This is a genomic window from Streptomyces sp. NPDC049627, assembly GCF_044465645.1.
Lineage (GTDB): Bacteria > Actinomycetota > Actinomycetes > Streptomycetales > Streptomycetaceae > Streptomyces.
Genome location: NZ_JBITLW010000002.1, coordinates 240,767 through 261,491, shown reverse-complemented (window position 1 = coordinate 261,491; position 20,725 = coordinate 240,767). Strand labels below are relative to the sequence as shown.

Sequence of the window (20,725 nt, the reverse complement as noted above, 5' to 3'; positions counted from 1 at the left end):
CCCTTTCCCCGCCCTTCTCCCCACCCCCAGGGCAGGGCCCAACTATAAATAAGTCGATAGGTCGCTGTCGCTACCGTGATTGGACACTGACAGAGAGTCAACTAGCCTTGTTCGCGCGGTTCTTCGCGCGCAGAACCGAGGGCGGTCCGAGCCACGAGGGGGGAGGCTCGGACCGCCGTTCTATGCAGCCGCACGCCGAAAGGCGCACGGGCGAACCCCGTCACCGAGCCGATTCGTCCAGCGCACGCAGCACATCCGCGACCAGATCCTCGGAATCCTCGGCACCGACCGACATACGAATGAAGCCCTCCGGCACCGCGTCGCCACCCCAGCGTCCGCGCCGCTCGGCCGTGGACCGCACCCCGCCGAAGCTGGTCGCGTCGTCGACGAGCCGCAGGGCGTCGAGGAAACGCTCGGCACGGGCGCGCGTGGGCAGCGTGAAGGACACCACGCAGCCGAAGCGCCGCATCTGCTGCGCGGCGACCTTGTGGAAAGGGTCGTCGGGCAGCCCGGGATAGCGCAGTCCGGTCACCTCGGGCCGCCCCCGCAGCGCCTCCGCCACCGCGAGTGCGCTGGCATTCTGCCGGTCCACGCGCAGGTGGAGCGTGGCGAGGGAGCGGTGCGCGAGCCAGGCCTCCATGGGCCCCGGAATCGCCCCGGTGATCTTGCGCCAGCGCCGTACGGCGGACATGGCCTCGGCGTCCCGGCCGGTGACGTACCCCAGCAGCACATCGCCGTGCCCGGTCAGCTGTTTGGTGCCGCTGGCCACGGAGAAGTCGGCGCCGAGCTCCAGCGGCCGCTGCCCGAGCGGCGTCGCGAGAGTGTTGTCGACGGCGACGAGGGCGCCACGCGCGTGTGCCGCCTCGACGAGCCGCCGGATGTCGCACACGTCCAGGCCGGGGTTGGACGGGGTCTCGATCCACAGCAGCTTCGCGCCGTCCAGGACACCGAGCTGGGCGTCCCCGCCGGTCGGCGCCGTGCGCACCTCGATGCCGTACGTCTCCAGCTGCGCGCGCACCAGGGGCAGCGCCTGGTAGCCGTCGCTGGGCAGGACGACCGCGTCCCCGGCGCGCAGCTGGGAGAAGAGCACCGACGACGTCGCGGCCATGCCCGACGCGAAGACCACCGTCTCGACGCCGCCCTCTCCCGGCGTCTCCAACTCGCCGATGGCGCGCTCGAGGTGGGTCCAGGTCGGGTTCTCGTCGCGGCCGTAGGTGTACGGGCCCGTGGGCTCGCCCGGCAGGTGGTAGTGCGCGGCGAACACCGGGCCGGGCAGAGCGGGCTCGTACTTGACCGGCTCGGGCAGCCCGGCCCGCACTGCGCGCGTGCCCTCCCCGTCACCGGATGACAGCCGCTGCCCACCCGTATCGCTCATGCCGACTGTCCCTTCACCTGCTCGCGGACCGCCGCGAGGAGTCCCGTGCCGGCCGCCTCCACCATCTCGAGGCACTCCTCGAAGCCGTCCCGGCCGCCGTAGTACGGGTCCGGAACGTCCAGGTCGTCGCCCGCGGCGGGATCGTAGGAACGCAGCAGCCGCACCTTCTCCGCGTCCTGTGGCGAGGGGGCGAGGCGGCGCAGGGCCTTGAGGTGGCCGGCGTCGAGCGCGATGACGAGGTCGAGGTGTTCGAACCAGGACGGCTGGAACTGCCGGGCCGTGTGGCCGCTGTCGTACCCGTGTTCCTCGAGGACGGACACGGTGCGCGGGTCGGCCGGGTCGCCCTCGTGCCAGCCGCCGGTGCCGGCACTGTCGATCTCGACCAGCCCGTCGAGCCCGGCCTCCTCCACCCGGGCTCGGAAGACGGACTCGGCCATGGGCGAGCGGCAGATGTTGCCGGTGCAGACGAAGCAGACGCGGTAGGTCATCGAAGGCTCAGTCCCCGTCGGGCAGGGCGACATGCAGCGCCCAGGAGACGATCGAGATGATCAGGCCGCCGAGAACCGCGGTCCAGAAGCCTTCGACGTGGAAGCTCAGGTCGAGTTGGTCGGCCAGCCACGAGGTGAGCAGCAGCATCAGCGCGTTGACGACCAGGGTGAACAGTCCGAGCGTCAGGATGAGCAGCGGCAGGCTGAGCAGCTTGACTATTGGCTTGACCAGGAAGTTCACCAGACCGAAGATCAGCGCGACGATGATCAGGGTGCCGACCTTCTTGCCCGTGCTGTCACCGGTCAGGGTGATCTTGTCGAGCAGCCATACGGCGACCGCCAGGGCACCCGCGTTGGCGATCGTCTTGACTACGAAATTCTTCATGTGTCTGATCGTGGCAGACGAAATCGGCCATGAGCAGTGGGACAAGGGCGGACGACAGCGATGAAGGCATTCCGGCTGGATGAACTGGAGGCGGAGCGCGCCGCCAACGAGGGCGCCTACCTGCAGTTTCTGCGGGAGCGGAACATGTCGGTCGGCCTGTACGCACTCAACGCCGGCGAGCACGATCCACAGAAGCCGCACAACCAGGACGAGGTCTACTTCGTTGTGAGCGGCCGCGCCCACATCACGGTCGGCATGGAGACCACGCAGGTGGCGCGCGGCAGCGTGGTGTACGTGCCGGCCGGGGTCGCCCACAAGTTCCACCACATCAGCGAGGACCTGCGGGTGCTCGTCGTGTTCTCTCCACCCGAGAGCTGACTTCCGGCCTCAGGGTTCCCTAGGGGATCGATCAGGGGAGGACAAGGGCTGCGAGGCCCCCGCCGGGGCACCTGCCCGCCCTAGCATCGAGTGCAGGGAATCAGCAGATTCGAAGAATCAGGACCCGGCACAGTGACGGGCGGAGAGATAAGGACGAGAGCGATGCGCGAGATCTTCGCAGGACTGCCGTGGTGGGTGAAGTGGGTCGCGGTGCCGGTCATCGCCCTGGTCGTGTTCGGCGGGCTGATCGCCAGCGTCGTCGGGTTCGTCATCGGACTGCTCTTCAAGGTGCTGGTCTTCGTGGCCCTGGTCGGTGGACTGATCTACGTCGTACGGAAGTTCACCTCGAGTTCCTCGTCCCGCAGCGACTGGTGAGAGCCGTGGGGACAGGGAGGCGGTAACAGGAATCGCCGGTTCCCTCGGGCGAGGGAAGTTTTCCGGGCAGGGCGTCTGCGAGCGGTGGCGGACGAATAGAGTCCGGAAATCGACGCGGGGACGACCCCGTGAGCGGCGTGCACCCCCTCCCGTGTTCCCCCGCACGGGCTCCCCCCTCGCGCTTCGGGAGTGACCCTTGGCCACGGTTGACACCGCACCCTCAGACCCCCACGCACCCTCAGAGCCTCACACGCCCTTGGGACAGCCGCTTTCCTCAGCACCCCAGGTTCCGCGGCAGGCGTCCCGCACCCCCACCGAACAGCCGCATTCCGCGACCCTCATCGGATCCGTCCAGCGGGCGATGCGCCTGCTGGAATGCGTCGCCTCGCACGAGTACGGCGCCCCCGCCAAGCAACTGGCCCGCGAGACCGGGTTGGCGCTGCCCACCGCCTACCACCTGTTGCGCACGCTGGTGCACGAGGGCTATCTGCACCGCGACAAGGGGCTGTTCTTCCTCGGCGACGCAGCCGTACGGCTGAGCAGTAGTGGAGCCCAGCAGAAACGTCGCAGCACGGTTGCTGACGCGCTCGCCCAATGGCGTGATGCCATCGGTGTCCCCGTTTACTACGCGCAGTACCGAGACGGCGAGATCGAGGTCATGTGCGTTTCCGACACTCCGGGCAATCCGGCGGTCGAGGAGTGGGCCGACTTCCGTGAGACCGGCCACGCGCACGCCATCGGCCAGTGTCTGCTGTCCCAACTGGACGAGGACGCCCGCCGGGATCACCTCGCCCGCCATCCCGTGCAGTCCATCACCCCGTACACCGTGCGCGACAGCCGCACGCTGCTACAACGCCTCGAACGGACCCGCCGGATGGAGCCCGTGACCGAGCGCCAGGAGTACGCGCTGGGCACCGTGTGCGCCGCGATCCCGATCACGGTGGGCACCACGGCCGCGACGATGGCCATTTCGCTGCCCGTCCATCAGGCCGACCGGCTGCTGACTGCGGCGCGGCAGCTGCAGGACGAAATCGGGCGACTCCTGGGGTCACTGGCGATCTCTATCAGTATCTGAAAACTCACTCCTTGTGATCTCTCGTGTACGTTCAGCAAGATTCCACCAGTGTCGGGGTCCGTTCCCGGCCAGTCGAAGGCAACCGACGGGGTAAGCGATGCGCGAGTCCGTACAGGCAGAGGTCATGATGAGCTTTCTCGTCTCCGAGGAGCTGTCCTTCCGCATCCCGGTGGAGCTGTGCTACGAGACCTGTGATCCCTATGCCGTACGGCTGACCTTCCATCTGCCCGGCGATGCCCCGGTGACCTGGGCCTTCGGCCGTGAGCTCCTGGTCGACGGGGTGGGCCGGCCGTGCGGCGAGGGTGACGTACGGGTCTCGCCGGCCGGCTCCGAGACACTGGGTGATGTCCTGATCCGGCTTCAGGTGGGTGCCGACCAAGCGCTGTTCCGGTCCTCGGTGGCGCCGCTCGTGGCCTTCCTCGACCGCACCGACAAGCTGGTACCGCTCGGGCAGGAGGGAGCGCTCGCCGACTTCGACGCCCACCTCGACGAAGCCCTGGACCGCATCCTGGCGGAGGAGCAGAGCGCGGGCTGAGGCGTTACGGCAGCGCGGGGGGTGGCGTAACGCTTCGCCGGGCGCTGTGGGGGCGCGCGGGAACGCTTCTTCTGCGCGGGGCGTACTCGGGGCTCCGCCGGAGCGGCAGGGACGGGTGCCCGATATCGGCAGCCGTGTCCGCACTGCTTCCGCCGCGGCCGTACCTGTCACTGCTTCCGCCGCGGCCGTACCCGTCGCTGCTTCCCGGCGGCCGTATCCGTCACCGCTTCCACCGCGGCCGTCTCACGCACCGATTCCCCGCGGCCGTACTGACGCGCAGCGCCATAGCGATCTCGCCGGGCCCGTCGACCGTGCCGCCTCGACGACGCCGGGCTCGCCCCGGCGCGCCGTCACCGCTTCCGCCGTCGTCCCCGCCCGCCGCGCCCCGGACCCGGCTGCCCAGTGGGCGGCTGTGCGCCCGCCATGGCCGGCTGAGTACCCGCCGGCCCCGTCCCCTTCTCCGGCCGGTCGGCCGCGACCACCAGGGCCGCGAGAGCCGTGGTGACCGGCACCGAGGCGACCAGGCCGATGGAACCCACCAGCGTGCGCACGATCTCCTCCGCCACCAGCTCACTGTTGGCGACCGTGCCGACCCCGCTCTGCGCGATCGAGAAGAGCAGCAGCAACGGCAGCGCGGCGCCCGCGTAGGCGAGGACGAGGGTGTTGACGACGGACGCGATGTGGTCGCGGCCGATCCGGATGCCCGCGCGGTACAGCCCACGCCAGCCCATCGTCGGATTGGCCTCGTGCAGCTCCCAGACCGCGGACGTCTGCGTGACGGTCACGTCGTCGAGGACACCGAGCGAGCCGATAATGATGCCGGCGAGCAGCAGACCGCTCATGTCGATGGCCGGGTACAGCCCGTGGATCAGGCCGGTGTTGTCATCGGTGTTGCCGGTGAGCGCGGCCCAGTCGATGAACACCGAGCCGAGAATGCCGATCAGCAGCAGTGAGATCAGCGTGCCGAGCACCGCCACCGATGTGCGGGCCGAGAGGCCGTGGCACAGATAAAGGGCGATGAGCATGATCGCGCTCGATCCCACCACTGCCACGACGAGCGGGTTCGAGCCCTGCAGGATCGCGGGCAGAATGAAGAAGTTGAGCACCAGGAAGCTGATGGCCAGCGAGATCAGCGCCATGACGCCTCGCATCCGCCCGACGACCACGACGGCGAGTGCGAAGATGCCGGCGAGCACGGCCAACGGCACTCGGCGGTTCACATCGGTGACCGAGTACTGCAGGTCCTTGGGCGCCGAGGGCTCGTAGGCGACCACGACCTCCTGGCCCTCGTGCAACTGCCGTGACTGGTCGGGCTGCACGATCTCCGTGAACGTACGGCCCTTGTCCTTGCCCGTGTCGACGCGGATCGTCGCCTTCTTGCAGGTGCCCTTCTCCTGCTGCACGGCTGAGGAGCCCTCGGCGGTGGAGGTGTCACCGGTCGGAGGCACTCCCGAGGCCCCGGCGGCCTTACAGCTCACCTCGACCACCTTGGTGACCGTGGCCTGCTGCGTCTGCCGGTCGAAGCCGACCCCCGTGCGCTCGTGCGGCGGGGCCCCACCCGGCCACAGCACCGCGAGCCCCACCACCACCGCCGCGGCGAACGGAATCAGGATCGCCGCGATGACCTTGCGCAGGTGCTGGGAGACGGGCGCCGCGGGACCGTGGGCGTGACTGTGGGAGTGTCCGTGCCCGCCGCCACCGGCTCCGCCGCCGCGCGAACCGCCGGATCCGGGACCGTGCCCATGGCCGCCATGGGAATCGTGCCCATGGCCACCACCGAAATCATGCCCGTGTCCGTCATCCGGGCCGGACCCCTGCTCCGCTGAGCCGCCGGAGCCGGGACCATGATCGTGCAGGCCGCCGGAACCGGGACGGTGACCGTACGGCCCGCCGGAACCGAAGCCGTGCCGGTGCCCGCCGCCGGCCTCGCTGCCGTGCTCCTGCATCCCTTCGGTCCTGGGACCGTGCTCGTGCCAGCCGCCGGATCCAGCCGAGTGCTCGTCGTGACCGCCACCGTCGGAGCCACGGCCGTATCCGCCGTCGTATCTTGCTCCGGGCATCCCTGAACCCCGGCCGTCTGCACGGCCGTTGCCGCGCCCGGGGCCGTTTCCGGGCCCGGAGCCGCGGGGCCGCTCGGGCGGTGGGTACGGAGGTTCATGCGGTGTGGTCACCGACCGATCATCGCAAGAACGACGGGGGCCCCCTGTTCACCGCGCCCGAATTGACGCTAGCGTGGTGCCACCTTTGTACACGCGGGAGCTCGGAGCACCGGGCTGAGAGGGCGCTGACCTCCGTCCCAGCGATGTTTCACATGAAACATCACCCATCGCGAGTGATGTTTCACACGAAACGTCGGCAGACGGAAACCGCTGCGTCGACCGCCGAACCTGTTACCGGGTAATGCCGGCGTAGGGAGTAGGTCTCATGACCAACAAGGACGCACGCACGCCTGCCTCCGTCCAGGACGACAAGTCCCAGGAGGCCGGGAAGTCCATCGGCTGGCACAAGGCGTACATCGAGGGCTCCCGCCCCGATCTGCGGGTGCCGGTCCGCCAGGTGCATCTCACCAACGGGCAGTCGGTCACGCTGTACGACACGTCGGGCCCGTACACCGATCCACTCGCCGATACCGACGTCCGCAGGGGACTGCCTCCGCTACGGGAGAACTGGATCATCGCCCGCGGCGACACCGAGGAGTACGCGGGTCGTCCCGTCCGTCCCGAGGATGACGGGATCAAGCACACCTCGCCACGCGGCGGCCTGCGCAACCTCGACGCGGTCTTCCCCGGACGGCCGCGGCAGCCCCGTCGCAGCCGTGACGACAAGGCGGTCACGCAGCTCGCCTACGCACGCCGGGGCGAGATCACGCCGGAGATGGAGTTCGTGGCCCTCCGCGAGAACGTTTCTCCTGAGGTGGTGCGTGAGGAGATCGCCGCAGGCCGTGCGGTGCTTCCCGCGAACGTCAACCACCCGGAGATCGAGCCGATGATCATCGGCAAGCGGTTCCTGGTGAAGGTCAACGCCAACATCGGCAACTCCGCGGTCACCTCCTCCATCGAGGAAGAGGTCGAGAAGATGACCTGGGCGACCCGCTGGGGCGCCGACACGGTCATGGACCTGTCGACCGGCCGCAACATCCACACCACCCGCGAGTGGGTGCTGCGCAACTCCCCCGTGCCCATCGGCACGGTGCCGCTCTATCAGGCGCTGGAGAAGGTCGACGGCCGCGCCGAGGAGCTGACCTGGGAGATCTACAAGGACACGGTCATCGAACAGGCCGAGCAGGGCGTGGACTACATGACGGTTCACGCCGGCGTGCGCCTGCCGTACGTCCCGCTCACCGCCAACCGCAAGACCGGCATCGTCTCGCGCGGCGGCTCGATCATGGCGGCGTGGTGCCTGGCGCACCACAAGGAGTCGTTCCTGTACGAGAACTTCGAGGAACTCTGCGAGATCCTCGCCGCGTACGACGTCACGTACTCGCTGGGCGACGGCCTCAGGCCCGGCTCGATCGCGGACGCCAACGACGAGGCGCAGTTCGCGGAGTTGAGGACGCTCGGGGAACTCAACACGATCGCCAAGCGTTTCAACGTACAGACCATGATCGAGGGCCCGGGACATGTCCCGATGCACAAGATCAAGGAGAACATCGACCTTCAGCAGGAGATCTGCGATGAAGCTCCGTTCTATACGCTCGGCCCGCTGACCACGGACGTCGCACCGGCGTACGACCACATCACCTCCGGCATCGGCGCCGCGATGATCGCCTGGTGGGGCACGGCGATGCTCTGCTACGTCACCCCCAAGGAGCACCTGGGCCTGCCCAACCGGGACGACGTCAAGACCGGCGTCATCACGTACAAGATCGCCGCCCACGCGGCCGACCTCGCCAAGGGGCACCCCGGGGCGCAGGAGTGGGACGACGCGCTGTCCGACGCCCGTTTCGAGTTCCGGTGGGAGGACCAGTTCAACCTCGCCCTCGACCCGGACACGGCACGGGAGTTCCACGACGAGACGCTGCCGGCGGAGCCCGCCAAGACGGCTCACTTCTGCTCGATGTGCGGGCCGAAGTTCTGCTCGATGAAGATCTCCCAGGACATCCGCCGCCAACACGGCGGGTCCCAGGAGGAGATCGAGGAGGGCATGGCTCAGAAGTCGAAGGAGTTCGCGGCGGCGGGCAACCGGGTGTACCTGCCGATCGCGGACTGACGTCGACGTCCTGACCCAGGGCGCCATGCCCCGGTGCCGGGCGTGCTGCCGAGATCTTCGGCTTGCGCCTCCCCGAGGAGGTCCCTCGGGGCTCCGTCGAGAAGGAGGGTTCCCCGAGAGGGGGCTCTCCTACGGCGGGGGCGCAAGCCGAGGAGCTACTCCGGCTGGTGTTCCGGCCCTCCGAAGTCCGGGCTCGTGTAGTCCGGGCTGCTGAAGCTCGGTCGCGAGCCCGAGGAGGCTCCGTCGTCCGGGCTGCTGAAACCCGGGCGGTCGTAGCCGAGGCTCGGGATGCGGCCGGCCGGCGTCGACGGTGGCGTGCGGTGCATTGCCGATGCCGTGCCGGGGTCGGTGAGTGCCTCGCGCAGGAAGGGCACGATGCCGCGCTCCAGCAGGGCCTCGCGCCAGGCTTCCCTGGCCCGGGCGACCTCCTCGCTCAGTTCGCCGTACGGTCCGGCGTCGAACGCGGGCCGGTTGCGCAGTGCTGTGAGCACGAGTCCCACGGCGGCGACCAGGATCGCGGCCGCTGCCACGGCGCCGAACACCCACCCGGTGGTGAGCATCGTCTGGGCGAACGCCGCCTCGGGGTCGAACATCTTGAGGATGTAGCCGACGAGCAGGAAGATCGCCGCGGCGGTGCCGGCGAGGACGGGTGCCAGGACGGCGACCACGGCGATGACACCGGGGCCGGCGGTCTCGGCGACCTCTCCCATGGTGGTGGCGAGCCCCATCGCGCCCGTGCCCGGCTCGATGGAGCCGGTCTCGCGGGCGGACGACGGGGTGGACGGCGCCGGTTGGCGCAGTTCCTCGCGGACCTTCACGTAGTGCTGGTACTCGGTCGCCGCGGCCGCCGTGATGAGTGCGGTGGCGTTGAGCGCCATGGTGCGCAGCTGTTCGGGGTTGAGCCGCTGTCCGACAGCGGTCAGTTCCGGGCGGTGTGGTGCGGAGCGCAGCGCCTCGTCGAGGATCCGCTCGTAGTCCTGGCGGTCCTCGCTGAGCAGGTGCTGCGGAACGCTGTTCATGTGCATCCCCCGATGCTCCGTAGGGCTTGGGGCTCGCATGGCAACGAGCCGTCGGGCAGAAACGGAGGGGAGCCTGCTACGGATAAGCCGATGGTAGAGCGGTGACGGCACACGGTGACAGGGGGTTTGACAAAATTGGGCCCTGGCCTGCGCCGACTTCCGTCACTGCCGCATGGGGCGACGCCTGCCCCGTGAACGGTCAAATATCCAGGGGAAGTTGCTGGACCAGCAGCTTTCCGGCCATGGTCACGCCGCCGTCCATGGCGATGGCGAGGCCGTCGGCGTAGACGTGCGGTCCTTCGACCGAGGGCCCGCTGTCGTCCTCGCCGTCCTCGGAGCCGACCTCGCCCAGCAGGTACGGAATGGGGCTGTGGCCGTGAACGATGCGGGTGCCGCCGTACGTATCGAGCAGGGAGCGCACATGGTCCGCGCCGCCCTCGTCGCGGAAGGAGAAACGCCTGGTGAACTTGCGGAAGAGATCCCAGACTTCGTCGGCGTCATTGCGGGTGAGTGTCTCGCGGACGGTGTCGTTGACCGCCTCGATCGAGTCGCCGTAGTCGAGATAGGCGGTGGTGTCCGAGTGCACGAGCAGATGGCCGTCTACCTCTTCCATGGCGTCCAGCCGGGACATCCACTGCAGATGGTGGTCCTGGAGGCGGTCCATGTCGGTCTTCTGGCCGCCGTTGAGCAGCCAGGCCGCCTGGAAGGTGGCGGTGCCGGCGCCGGAGTTGACGGGGGTGTCGCCGAACCGCTTGGCGCCGAGCAGGAGCAGCTCGTGGTTGCCCATGAGGGCCTTGCAGTAGCCGCCGGCCGCGGCCGCCTCCGCGGACAGCCGCATCACGAGGTCGATGACGCCGATGCCGTCGGGGCCGCGGTCCGTGAAGTCGCCGAGGAACCACAGCCGGGCGGTGCCCGCGCACCAGTTCCCGGCGGCGTCGATCAGGCCCTTCTCCTGGAGGGCGGCCATCAGCTCGTCGAGGTAGCCGTGCACGTCGCCGACGACGAACAGCGGACCGGGCCCGCCCGCCGACTGCTGGACCGGCAGGGAGGAGGGGTCGACATGCACCTGAACCGTGTCACCGCGGTTGATGACGGGCAGGTCGCGCTGGGTGGGCGTGTACCCCTCCGGATACGTCTCGTCGAGGAGCGGGGCCACCTCGCCCGGGTGAGTGCTGTGGGCGTAGGGACCGGTCTCATGGACGTAAGCGGGCACCCGGAAGTCGCGCAACGTCGCCGTCCGCTCCACCTCGGGTCCCTGACCGGCCCCCTGAGTCATCAGACCCCTCCACCATCGCGCCGCAGCTGCACCGCATCGGACTGCCTGGTCGCAGCGGCCCGCGGTGTCGTGGGCCCATCATAGGAATGCCGATCGCGCCATGTGATGACCCAGGGGTGGTGAATCGGAGCAGGACTCCTGTTCACCGCGGCTTTCGCCCCGATTGGCAGGGCTTCGGCCACCTGATGACCGCGCCACCCGCCGCTTCCCGACCTGTTTCCGGCACTCCCGGACCTGCTCCCGGGCCTCCCCCGCCCCGCGTCTGCCACTTCCCCGACCTGCTTCTACCGCTCCTCGGGCGACCGAGGCGGGCTGACCGTCGTACGCGGCGGCCGTCGCTGGGACGAGGTACGCACGATCAGCTCCGTCGGTATCACCTGCTCGACCGGCTGGTCCGACTCCACCCCTTCGATCGCGTCGATGAGGAGCTGGACCACGGCGGTGCCGATGCGGCGCGGCTTCAGGGAGAGCGTGGTGATGGGCGGCTCGGTGTTGGCGTACACGGTGGACTCGCTGCAGCAGACCAGAAGCAGGTCGTCCGGTACGCGCAGTCCGTAGCGGCGGGCTGCGGCGAGCAGGTCGGTGCCGTTCGGGTCGAACAGGCCGTAGACGGCGTCGGGGCGGTCGGGGCGGGCGAGCAGCCGGTCGGCGGCGACGGCGCCGGCGCAGGGATCGTGCGCCGGATAGGCCTCGTACACCGGGTCCTGGCCCACCCGCTCGCACCAGCGCAGATATGCGGTGGTCGACAGGTGGGTGTACGTGTCCGTCGTGGTGCCCGTCAGCAGGCCGATCCGGCGGGCACCGGCGTCGGCCAGGTGGTCGAGGATGCCGAGTACGGCGGCCTCGTGGTCGTTGTCGACCCATGCGGTGACCGGGAGCGAACCGGCCGGGCGGCCGTCGGAGACGACCGGCAGACCCTGTCTGACCAGTTCGCTGACGACCGGGTCCTGGTCGGACGGGTCGATGACGACCGTGCCGTCGAGGGCGACGTTGGACCAGACGTCGTGGCGCGAGGTCGCGGGGAGGATCACGAGGGCGTAGCCGCGGGCGAGCGCGGCCGAGGTGGCCGCGCGGGCCATCTCGGCGAAGTACGCGAACTCGGTGAAGGTGAAAGGTTCATCCCCGTAGGTCGTCACGGTCAGGCCGATGAGTCCTGACTTGCCGGTACGGAGCGTGCGGGCGGCGGCCGAGGGCCGGTAGCCCAGCCGGTCGGCGACCTCGCGGACATGGCGTCGCGTGGCGTCCGGGAGCCGGCCCTTGCCGTTGAGGGCGTCGGAGACGGTTGTGATGGAGACTCCGGCAGCGGCGGCCACGTCTCTGATGCCGGCCCGCCCGGGCCGACTGCCTCGGCGTGAGGTTTCCGCGCGGCTCACCTGGTGCTTCCCTGCTGCTGTCATGGCGAGCCGATAGTAGGGCTCATGCGGTGGGGTAGTGCGGACGCATATGCACGCGTTGACAGGCACGTTTCTGCAAGGTCATGGAGCGTCAAAAGCCTTGGAAAGCAAGGGAGTTGAACGATCCAATGGTAAGACCTGACTTGTCGGCGCGTATGGGCCTGCCAAGTGCTCGATGTTTCGAAGAGGTCTCAACTCACCTTCACGGGTGATGCGCGCTACGGCGCGAGCCACCGGCGCATAGATATATGTGTGACGCGCCCCCCAATTCGTACAGCTTCGTACAGTGATGCCCCTGATGCCTGTGTGACAGAAGAGGTTGGCAGTCGAGGACGTCGCACCTGTACGCATCGGCGGGGAATCCTCATAAGGTGAGGGGTATTGGAGGCGGCGGTGATGATGGGCCGCCAGTGGTCGCGAGGAGGACTGCGGTGAGCGAGACGAGCCCCAAGCTGCGCGTCGAGCTGGAGGGTATCCCCACCTACAAGCCGGGCAAGCCTGCCGCGGCCGGTGGACCGGTGGCCTACAAGCTGTCCTCCAACGAGAACCCCTATCCACCGCTGCCGGGCGTGATGGAGTCGGTGACAGCCGCCGCCTCGTCCTTCAACCGCTACCCGGACATGATGTGCACGGCGCTGATGAACGAGCTCTCCGAGCGCTTCGGCGTCCCCGCCTCCCACCTGGCCACCGGCACCGGCTCGGTCGGCGTCGCCCAGCAGCTGCTGCAGGCCACCTCCGGACCCGGCGACGAGGTCATCTACGCCTGGCGGTCCTTCGAGGCGTACCCGATCATCACCCAGATCAGCGGGGCGACGTCGGTGAAGGTGCCGCTGACGCCGGGCGATGTGCACGACCTGGACGCGATGGCCGCCGCCATCACCGACCGGACCCGGCTGATCTTCGTCTGCAACCCCAACAACCCGACGGGCACGGTGGTGAAGCGGGCCGAGCTGGAGCGGTTCCTCGACCGGGTGCCCGGGGATGTGCTGGTGGTGCTCGACGAGGCGTACCGCGAGTTCATTCGCGACCCCGAGGTGCCGGACGGTGTGGAGATCTACCGCGAGCGGCCCAATGTCTGTGTCCTGCGGACGTTCTCCAAGGCGTACGGTCTCGCCGGCCTCCGTGTCGGCTTCGCGATCGCCCATGAGCCGGTCGCGGCGGCGCTGCGCAAGACGGCCGTACCGTTCGGGGTGAGCCAGCTCGCGCAGGAGGCGGCCATCGCGTCGCTGCGGGCCGAGGACGAATTGCTCGGCCGGGTCGGCTCGTTGGTGTGTGAGCGCAACCGCGTGGTCGACGGGTTGCGCGCTCAGGGCTGGACGGTGCCCGAGACCCAGGCCAACTTTGTGTGGCTGCGGCTGGGGGAGCGGACGGTGGCCTTCGCCGAGGCGTGTGAGCAGGCCGGTGTGGTTGTCCGGCCGTTCCCGGGCGAGGGTGTGCGGGTGACGGTCGGGGAGGCCGAGGCGAACGACATCTTCCTGAAGGTGACGGACGGGTTCCGCAAGGAGCTCTAGGCGTCGGCGGTTTCGGCCAGTTCCACGCGCACGGGGTCACCGTTGCGCACCGTCGCCAGCAGGCGGGGGTCGCCGTCGATGGCGCCCAGGATGTTGCACGGATTTGCGAGGCGGCACTCGTCGCCTCGCGAGATCGGCGTGGGTCCGTAGGGGAGGGCGAGCGCATCTCCGTCGGTCCAGAAGGCGACCGTGCCCGGTTCGACGACCTGCCGGGCGTCCGTTTCACGTGAAACAGACACTCCTGTGTCGAAGTACACCTCCTCGCCCCAGGTTCGGGCGGTGGAGACGAGTGGCAGGGCCTTGGTGAGGGCCTGTGCCGTTGGCGTGTTGTCGAGGGTCGCGGTGAGGTGACCTGCGGGCCAGGAGATCCGTATCCGCATGTGCTGAGGTGTGTCCATGCGGCGAATTCAACAATATGTTGAATCGGTTGGGAACCCTGCGTGCGCCATGGGCCTGTCGGGCCCTACCTGGGGGGATTGGGTGGGTCGACTTAGGGACCCCCCGCCCATCGACCGCCGAACAGCCATGTTGCATAATTGCTTGTGAATGTGAACGCTTTCACAAGCGTAGGTAAGGAGCGGCGACGTGGACCTGGCTTTGGCGCCGGAGACTCTGGCGCGCTGGCAGTTCGGTATCACCACCGTCTACCACTTTCTGTTCGTCCCCCTGACGATCTCGCTGGCCGCTCTGACGGCCGGACTGCAGACCGCCTGGGTGCGTACGGAGAAGGAGAAGTACCTCAGAGCGACGAAGTTCTGGGGCAAGCTCTTCCTGATCAACATCGCGATGGGTGTGGTCACCGGCATCGTGCAGGAGTTCCAGTTCGGCATGAACTGGTCCGACTACTCCCGCTTCGTCGGTGACGTCTTCGGCGCTCCGCTAGCCTTCGAGGCCCTGATCGCCTTCTTCTTCGAGTCCACCTTCATCGGCCTGTGGATCTTCGGCTGGGACAAGCTGCCGAAGAAGATCCACCTGGCCTGCATGTGGATGGTCTCGATCGGCACGATCCTGTCGGCCTACTTCATCCTCGCGGCCAACTCCTGGATGCAGCACCCCGTCGGCTACCGGATCAACGAGGCGAAGGGGCGGGCCGAGCTCACCGACTTCTGGCTCGTGCTGACCCAGAACACCGCGCTCGCCCAGGCCTTCCACACCCTCTCGGCCGCCTTCCTCACCGGTGGCGCGTTCATGGTCGGCATCTCCGCGTTCCACCTGCTGCGCAAGAAGCACATCCGCGAGATGAAGACCTCGCTGCGGCTCGGCCTGGTCACCGTCGTCATAGGCGGCATGCTCACCGCAATCAGCGGTGACGTCCTCGGTAAGATCATGTATGAGCAGCAGCCGATGAAGATGGCCGCGGCCGAGGCGCTGTGGGACGGCGAGAAGCCGGCGCCCTTCTCGGTCTTCGCCGTCGGTGACGTCGACAAGGGCCACAACAAGGTCGCCATCGAGATCCCGGGCCTGCTGTCCTTCCTGGCCAAGGACGACTTCACCTCGTACGTCCCCGGCATCAACGACGTCAACAAGGCCGAGCAGGAGAAGTACGGGCCCGGCGACTACCGGCCCAACATCCCCGTCGCCTACTGGGGCTTCCGGTGGATGATCGGCTTCGGCATGGCGTCCTTCGCCATCGGGCTGGCCGGGCTCTGGCTGACCCGTAAGAAGTTCATGCTGCCGCAGCACCTGAGGGTCGGCGACGACGAGGTGCCGCATCTGGTGCTGTTGCCCAAGAAGGCCCTCGGCCCGAAGCTCACCAAGTGGTACTGGCGCATCGCGATCCTGACGCTGGGCTTCCCGCTGATCGCCAACTCCTGGGGCTGGATCTTCACCGAGATGGGCCGTCAGCCGTGGGTCGTCTACGGCGTGCTGCAGACCCGGGACGCGGTCTCCCCCGGCGTCTCCCAGGCCGAGGTGCTCACCTCGATGATCATCTTCACCGCGCTCTACGCCATCCTCGCCGTCGTCGAGGTCAAGCTGCTCGTGAAGTACGTCAAGGCCGGCCCGCCCGAACTCACCGAGGCCGACCTGAACCCGCCCACGAAGATCGGCGGCGACTCCCGTGACGCCGACAAGCCGATGGCCTTCTCGTACTAGGCCGAGGGAGCTGCACAGTCATGGAACTTCACGACGTCTGGTTCGTCCTGATCGCCGTTCTGTGGATCGGCTACTTCTTCCTGGAGGGGTTCGACTTCGGAGTCGGCGTCCTCACCAAGCTGCTGGCCCGCAACAGGCCGGAGCGGCGGGTGCTGATCAACACCATCGGGCCGGTCTGGGACGGCAACGAGGTGTGGCTGCTCTCGGCGGGCGGCGCCACCTTCGCCGCCTTCCCCGAGTGGTACGCCACGCTCTTCTCCGGCTTCTACCTCCCCCTGCTGCTCATCCTGGTCTGCCTGATCGTCCGGGGCGTCGCCTTCGAGTACCGGGCGAAGCGGCCCGAGGAGAACTGGCAGCGCAACTGGGAGCAGGCGATCTTCTGGTGCTCGCTGATCCCGGCGTTCCTGTGGGGCGTGGCCTTCGGCAACATCGTGCGGGGCGTGAAGATCGACCGGAGTCATGAGTACGTCGGCTCCGTCCTGGACCTGCTCAACCCGTACGCGCTCCTCGGGGGCCTGGTGACGCTGACGCTGTTCACCTTCCACGGGGCGGTGTTCGCCGCGCTCAAGACCGTCGGGGAGATCCGGGAGAGGGCGCGGGCGCTGGCCCTGCGCGTCGGCCTCGTCACTGCCGTGCTGGCGCTGCTCTTCCTGCTCTGGACGCAGATCGAGAGCGGCGACGGTCAGAGCCTGGTCGCGCTCGTGGTGGCCGTGGCCGCGCTGGTGGCGGCGCTGGCGGCGAACCAGGCCGGACGTGAGGGATGGTCGTTCGCCTTCTCCGGCGTCACGATCGTGGCCGCTGTGGCGATGCTCTTCCTGACGCTCTTCCCGAACGTCATGCCGTCTTCCCTCAATGACGAGTGGAGCCTCACGGTCACCAACGCCTCGTCGAGCCCGTACACCCTGAAGATCATGACGTGGTGCGCGGTGATCGCCACCCCGGTCGTCATGCTCTACCAGGGATGGACCTACTGGGTGTTCCGCAAGCGGATCGGCACCCAGCACATCGCTGAAACAGTGCACTGAGGTGTGTTTCACGTGAAACCGATCGATCCGCGTCTGCTGCGGTACGCCCGTGCCACCCGCCTCTTCCTGGGCGCGGTCGTCAGCCTGGGCGCTGTCGGAGCGCTGCTGGTCATCGCCCAGGCGATGCTGATCGCCGAGGTGGTGGTCGGGGCCTTCCAGCACGGGCTGTCCGCCGCTGACCTCCGCACTCCCCTGCTGCTGTTGGGGGCCGTGGCGGTCGGCCGCGCGCTGGTCTCCTGGCTCACGGAGCTAGCCGCACACCGGGCGAGCGCCGCCGTGAAGTCGGAGTTGCGGGGGCGGCTGCTGGAGCGGGCGGCCACGCTGGGGCCCGGCTGGCTCAGCGGGCAGCGGACCGGATCGCTGGTTGCCCTTGCCACACGGGGTGTCGACGCCCTGGACGACTACTTCTCGCGGTACCTGCCGCAGTTGGGGCTCGCGGTCGTCGTCCCCGTGGCGGTGCTGGCGCGGATCGTGACCGAGGACTGGGTCTCGGCGGCCATCATCGTCGGCACCCTGCCGCTCATTCCGATCTTCATGATGCTGATCGGCTGGGCCACGCAGTCCCGGATGGACCGTCAGTGGCAGTTGCTGTCCCGGCTGTCCGGACACTTCCTGGACGTCGTCGCCGGGCTGCCGACCTTGAAGGTGTTCGGGCGGGCCAAGGCACAGGCCGAGTCGATCCGGCGGATCACCGGCGAGTACCGCAGGGCGACCATGCGGACCCTGCGGATCGCCTTCATCTCCTCCTTCGCGCTGGAGCTGCTCTCGACGCTCTCCGTGGCCCTGGTCGCCGTCACGATCGGCATGCGGCTCGTCCACGGCGAGATGCATCTGTACGACGGTCTGGTCGTCCTGGTGCTGGCGCCCGAGGCGTATCTGCCCCTGCGTCAGGTGGGCGCGCAGTACCACGCGGCGGCCGAGGGGCTCTCCGCGGCCGAGGAGATCTTCGAGGTGCTGGAGACTCCGGCGCCGGCCTCGGGTGCGGCGGCGGTGCCGGCGGGGGCGATGTCGTTCGCGTTCGACGGGATCTCGGTCCGTTACCCCGGCCGCTCCACCGATGCCGTGGCGGGCACGTCCTTCGCCGTCGAGCCCGGCGAGACGGTCGCGCTCGTCGGGCCCAGCGGCGCGGGCAAGTCCACGCTGCTGAACGTACTGCTGGGGTTTGTGCGGCCCAGCGCGGGGCGGGTGCTGGTCGGGGGAGCCGACCTCGCCGACCTCGATCCGGCGGAGTGGCGCTCGCGGATCGCCTGGGTGCCGCAGCGGCCGCACCTGTACGCCGGGACCATCGCCGAGAACGTACGGCTGGCGCGTCCCGACGCGGACGACGCCGCCGTGCGACGGGCGCTGGGGGACGCCGGGGCGCTGGAGTTCGTCGACGCGCTGCCCCAGGGCGTCGACACCGTGCTCGGTGAGGACGGGGCCGGGCTGTCCGCCGGGCAGCGGCAGCGGCTCGCGCTGGCCCGGGCGTTCCTCGCGGACCGGCCTGTGCTGCTGCTGGACGAACCGACAGCCGCGCTCGACGGGGCCACCGAGGCCGAGGTCGTGGAAGCCGTGCGCAGGCTGGCGGTGGGGCGGACGGTGCTGCTGGTGGTGCATCGGCCGGCGTTGCTGGGGGTGGCGGACCGCGTGGTGCGGCTGGAGGAGACAGCCACTCCCGCTCACGTGGAGAGCGCGTCCCACAACGGCACGGAGACCGGACCCAGGGTGACGACCACCCGCCCGAGCGCGGAGGAACCGGCGGACGAGCCCGACGCCGCGCCGGACACGGCCGGTAACCGCGATGGTCGCGATGTCCTGGCCCGCGTCCGCGCCATGTCCGGCGCCCGGCGCGGCCGCCTCGCCCTCGCACTGCTGCTCGGGAGCCTCGCGCTCGGCAGTGCCGTCGGGCTCATGGCCACCTCCGGGTGGCTCATCTCGCGGGCCTCGCAGCAGCCGCCCGTGCTGTATCTGATGGTGGCGGTGACGGCGACCCGGGCCTTCGGCATCGGGCGGGCCGTGTTCCGGTACGCCGAGCGGCTCGTGTCGCACGACGCGGTGCTGCGGATGCTGGCCGACACCCGGGTCGCCGTGTACCGGCGGCTGGAGCGGCTGGCGCCCGCAGGGCTGCGCCGCACGCGGCGGGGCGATCTGCTGTCGCGGCTCGTCGCGGATGTGGACACGCTGCAGGACTACTGGCTGCGGTGGCTGTTGCCCGCCGCCGCGGCGGCCGTCGTGTCCGCGGGGGCCGTCGGCTTCACCGCCTGGCTGCTGCCCGCGGCCGGTGCCGTACTCGCGGTGGGGCTGCTGGCGGCCGGCGCCGGAGTCCCGCTCCTCACCGGCCCGGTCGCCCGCCGCGCCGAGCGCAGGCTGGCCCCCGCCCGCGGAGTGCTCGCGACGCGCGTGACGGACCTGCTCACCGGCACCGCCGAGCTGACCGTCGCCGGCGCCCTGCCCAGTCGTACGGCCGAAGCGCGCCGCGCCGACTGGGCGCTCACCCGGATCGCCTCGCGGGCCGCCACCGCCACCGCGCTGGGCGACGGACTCACCGCGCTGATCTCCGGGCTCACCGTCGCCGCCACCGCCCTCGTGGGAGCCCAGGCGGTCGCCGACGGGCGGCTGGGCGGCGTGACGATGGCCGTCGTCGTCCTCGCCCCGCTGGCCGCCTTCGAGGCCGTCCTCGGGCTGCCGCTCGCCGTGCAGTACCGGCAGCGGGTGCGCAAGAGCGCCGAGCGGGTGTACGAGGTGCTGGACGCCCCCGAGCCGGTACGGGAACCGGAGCGGCCCCAGGAGGCGCCCGCGTCGCCGTTCCCGGTCGCTGTCAGGGGCCTGACCGCCCGCCACGCGGGCCAGGACCGGGACGCCCTCGCCGGCTTCGACCTGACCCTGGAACAGGGCCGTCGGATCGCCGTCGTCGGGCCGTCCGGGTCAGGCAAGACCACACTGGCGCAGGTGCTGCTGCGCTTCCTGGACGCGAGGGCCGGCTCCTTCACGCTGGGCGGCGTGGACGCGTACGCGCTGGACGGCGATGACGTACGGCGGCTCGTGGGGCTGTGCGCGCAGGACGCGCACCTCTTCGACAGCTCCGTGCGCGAGAACCTGCTCCTCGCCAAGAAGGGCGCCACCGAGGACGAACTGCGCGACGCCCTCAGGCGCGCCCGGCTGCTGGACTGGTCCGACGGGCTGCCCGACGGCCTCGACACGCTCGTGGGCGAGCACGGGGCGCGCCTGTCGGGCGGACAGCGGCAGCGGCTCGCGCTGGCCCGCGCCCTGCTCGCCGACTTCCCCGTCCTGGTGCTCGACGAGCCCGCCGAGCACCTCGACCTGCCCACCGCCGACGCGCTCACCGCCGACCTGCTGGCCGCCACCGAAGGCCGGACGACCCTGCTCATCACCCACCGACTGGCCGGACTGGAGGCCGTGGACGAAGTGGTCGTCCTGGCGGAGGGACGTGTGGTGCAGCGGGGGACGTTCGCGGAGCTGGCCGCTGCGGACGGGCCCCTGCGGGAGATGGTGGAGCGGGAGGAGCAGGCGGATCTGCTCGTGGGGACGCCGTAGCGCCGGATCGTCTGTATCCGTCGGTGTCGAGAGGGATCGACAGCGCTTCCGC

The 20,725-nt window shown here is 69.5% G+C and carries 17 protein-coding genes and 1 riboswitch; of the genes, 9 read left to right on the top strand and 8 right to left on the bottom strand.

What is annotated here, in order from left to right:
* Positions 1 to 220 precede the first annotated feature (220 nt).
* Genes ACIBU0_RS06150 through ACIBU0_RS06140 form a run of 3 tightly spaced genes read right to left on the bottom strand, consistent with a single transcriptional unit; the run spans position 221 to position 2,248 of the window.
* Complete coding sequence (locus ACIBU0_RS06150; RefSeq protein WP_398812363.1) at positions 221 to 1,375, bottom strand: cystathionine gamma-lyase; 1,155 nt, start codon at positions 1,373 to 1,375, stop codon at positions 221 to 223.
* Complete coding sequence (locus tag ACIBU0_RS06145; protein ID WP_398812360.1) at positions 1,372 to 1,863, bottom strand: low molecular weight protein-tyrosine-phosphatase; 492 nt, start codon at positions 1,861 to 1,863, stop codon at positions 1,372 to 1,374. The genes ACIBU0_RS06150 and ACIBU0_RS06145 overlap by 4 nt, the downstream gene beginning before the upstream one ends.
* Positions 1,864 to 1,870: 7 nt before the next feature.
* Positions 1,871 to 2,248, bottom strand: a complete 378-nt coding sequence (locus tag ACIBU0_RS06140; protein WP_398812357.1) for a phage holin family protein — start codon at positions 2,246 to 2,248, stop codon at positions 1,871 to 1,873.
* A 60-nt stretch (positions 2,249 to 2,308) separates the two neighbouring features.
* On the opposite strand from ACIBU0_RS06140, the gene ACIBU0_RS06135 reads away from it, so the two are divergent.
* The 4 genes from ACIBU0_RS06135 (at position 2,309) to ACIBU0_RS06120 (ending at position 4,611) form a co-directional block, all read left to right on the top strand.
* Positions 2,309 to 2,626 (top strand): cupin domain-containing protein, encoded by a 318-nt coding sequence (locus ACIBU0_RS06135; RefSeq protein ID WP_062721140.1) that lies wholly within the window; start codon positions 2,309 to 2,311, stop codon positions 2,624 to 2,626.
* A 162-nt stretch (positions 2,627 to 2,788) separates the two neighbouring features.
* Positions 2,789 to 3,001 (top strand): DUF5326 family protein, encoded by a 213-nt coding sequence (locus tag ACIBU0_RS06130; RefSeq protein WP_003991465.1) that lies wholly within the window; start codon positions 2,789 to 2,791, stop codon positions 2,999 to 3,001.
* Positions 3,002 to 3,197: 196 nt separating this feature from the next.
* Entirely contained in the window at positions 3,198 to 4,076 is an 879-nt protein-coding gene (locus ACIBU0_RS06125) for an IclR family transcriptional regulator (protein WP_398812353.1), read from the top strand.
* Positions 4,077 to 4,173: 97 nt separating this feature from the next.
* Complete coding sequence (locus ACIBU0_RS06120; RefSeq protein WP_398812350.1) at positions 4,174 to 4,611, top strand: SsgA family sporulation/cell division regulator; 438 nt, start codon at positions 4,174 to 4,176, stop codon at positions 4,609 to 4,611.
* A 350-nt stretch (positions 4,612 to 4,961) separates the two neighbouring features.
* Here the strand turns inward: ACIBU0_RS06120 and ACIBU0_RS06115 are convergent, their stop codons facing one another.
* Entirely contained in the window at positions 4,962 to 6,671 is a 1,710-nt protein-coding gene (locus ACIBU0_RS06115; protein WP_398812347.1) for a YibE/F family protein, read from the bottom strand.
* A gap of 182 nt (positions 6,672 to 6,853) precedes the next feature.
* Positions 6,854 to 7,043: riboswitch (TPP riboswitch) on the top strand.
* On the opposite strand from ACIBU0_RS06115, the gene thiC reads away from it, so the two are divergent.
* Complete coding sequence (gene thiC / locus ACIBU0_RS06110; RefSeq protein WP_398812344.1) at positions 7,036 to 8,820, top strand: phosphomethylpyrimidine synthase ThiC; 1,785 nt, start codon at positions 7,036 to 7,038, stop codon at positions 8,818 to 8,820. It overlaps the preceding riboswitch by 8 nt.
* A gap of 155 nt (positions 8,821 to 8,975) precedes the next feature.
* Here thiC and ACIBU0_RS06105 read toward each other — a convergent pair whose 3' ends face one another.
* From ACIBU0_RS06105 to ACIBU0_RS06095, 3 genes are all read right to left on the bottom strand, one after another.
* The gene (locus ACIBU0_RS06105; protein ID WP_398812342.1) at positions 8,976 to 9,845 is read right to left on the bottom strand and encodes a hypothetical protein; all 870 of its coding nucleotides are present in this window, start codon (positions 9,843 to 9,845) and stop codon (positions 8,976 to 8,978) included.
* Between the two features lie 193 nt (positions 9,846 to 10,038).
* Positions 10,039 to 11,115, bottom strand: a complete 1,077-nt coding sequence (locus tag ACIBU0_RS06100; RefSeq protein WP_398812339.1) for a metallophosphoesterase — start codon at positions 11,113 to 11,115, stop codon at positions 10,039 to 10,041.
* A gap of 284 nt (positions 11,116 to 11,399) precedes the next feature.
* Entirely contained in the window at positions 11,400 to 12,512 is a 1,113-nt protein-coding gene (locus ACIBU0_RS06095; RefSeq protein WP_078504158.1) for a LacI family DNA-binding transcriptional regulator, read from the bottom strand.
* Positions 12,513 to 12,940: 428 nt separating this feature from the next.
* On the opposite strand from ACIBU0_RS06095, the gene hisC reads away from it, so the two are divergent.
* Complete coding sequence (hisC, locus tag ACIBU0_RS06090) at positions 12,941 to 14,020, top strand: histidinol-phosphate transaminase (RefSeq protein ID WP_398812336.1); 1,080 nt, start codon at positions 12,941 to 12,943, stop codon at positions 14,018 to 14,020.
* Here the strand turns inward: hisC and ACIBU0_RS06085 are convergent.
* Positions 14,017 to 14,400, bottom strand: coding sequence for a cyclophilin-like fold protein (locus ACIBU0_RS06085; RefSeq protein ID WP_398813970.1), 384 nt, complete (start codon positions 14,398 to 14,400; stop codon positions 14,017 to 14,019). The two genes, hisC and ACIBU0_RS06085, sit on opposite strands and share 4 nt — an antisense overlap.
* Before the next feature lie 205 nt (positions 14,401 to 14,605).
* On the opposite strand from ACIBU0_RS06085, the gene ACIBU0_RS06080 reads away from it, so the two are divergent.
* From ACIBU0_RS06080 to cydD, 3 genes are read left to right on the top strand one after another with little or no spacing between them, the layout of a single operon-like run.
* Complete coding sequence (locus ACIBU0_RS06080; RefSeq protein ID WP_398812333.1) at positions 14,606 to 16,114, top strand: cytochrome ubiquinol oxidase subunit I; 1,509 nt, start codon at positions 14,606 to 14,608, stop codon at positions 16,112 to 16,114.
* A gap of 20 nt (positions 16,115 to 16,134) precedes the next feature.
* A complete protein-coding gene (cydB, locus tag ACIBU0_RS06075; protein ID WP_398812330.1) occupies positions 16,135 to 17,139 on the top strand; it encodes a cytochrome d ubiquinol oxidase subunit II in 1,005 nt (334 codons plus the stop codon).
* A gap of 12 nt (positions 17,140 to 17,151) precedes the next feature.
* Positions 17,152 to 20,673, top strand: a complete 3,522-nt coding sequence (gene cydD, locus ACIBU0_RS06070) for a thiol reductant ABC exporter subunit CydD (RefSeq protein WP_398812328.1) — start codon at positions 17,152 to 17,154, stop codon at positions 20,671 to 20,673.
* Positions 20,674 to 20,725 lie beyond the last annotated feature (52 nt).

Coding starts and splice junctions, on each gene's coding strand:
- ACIBU0_RS06140 (WP_398812357.1), bottom strand. CDS start 2,248: ATGAAGAATTTCGTAGTCAAGACGATCGCCAACGCGGGTGCCCTGGCG.
- ACIBU0_RS06100 (WP_398812339.1), bottom strand. CDS start 11,115: ATGACTCAGGGGGCCGGTCAGGGACCCGAGGTGGAGCGGACGGCGACG.
- cydB (WP_398812330.1), top strand. CDS start 16,135: ATGGAACTTCACGACGTCTGGTTCGTCCTGATCGCCGTTCTGTGGATC.
- ACIBU0_RS06085 (WP_398813970.1), bottom strand. CDS start 14,400: ATGCGGATACGGATCTCCTGGCCCGCAGGTCACCTCACCGCGACCCTC.
- thiC (WP_398812344.1), top strand. CDS start 7,036: ATGACCAACAAGGACGCACGCACGCCTGCCTCCGTCCAGGACGACAAG.
- ACIBU0_RS06120 (WP_398812350.1), top strand. CDS start 4,174: ATGCGCGAGTCCGTACAGGCAGAGGTCATGATGAGCTTTCTCGTCTCC.
- ACIBU0_RS06105 (WP_398812342.1), bottom strand. CDS start 9,845: ATGCACATGAACAGCGTTCCGCAGCACCTGCTCAGCGAGGACCGCCAG.
- ACIBU0_RS06135 (WP_062721140.1), top strand. CDS start 2,309: ATGAAGGCATTCCGGCTGGATGAACTGGAGGCGGAGCGCGCCGCCAAC.
- ACIBU0_RS06095 (WP_078504158.1), bottom strand. CDS start 12,512: ATGACAGCAGCAGGGAAGCACCAGGTGAGCCGCGCGGAAACCTCACGC.
- ACIBU0_RS06150 (WP_398812363.1), bottom strand. CDS start 1,375: ATGAGCGATACGGGTGGGCAGCGGCTGTCATCCGGTGACGGGGAGGGC.
- ACIBU0_RS06115 (WP_398812347.1), bottom strand. CDS start 6,671: ATGCCCGGAGCAAGATACGACGGCGGATACGGCCGTGGCTCCGACGGT.
- ACIBU0_RS06145 (WP_398812360.1), bottom strand. CDS start 1,863: ATGACCTACCGCGTCTGCTTCGTCTGCACCGGCAACATCTGCCGCTCG.
- ACIBU0_RS06130 (WP_003991465.1), top strand. CDS start 2,789: ATGCGCGAGATCTTCGCAGGACTGCCGTGGTGGGTGAAGTGGGTCGCG.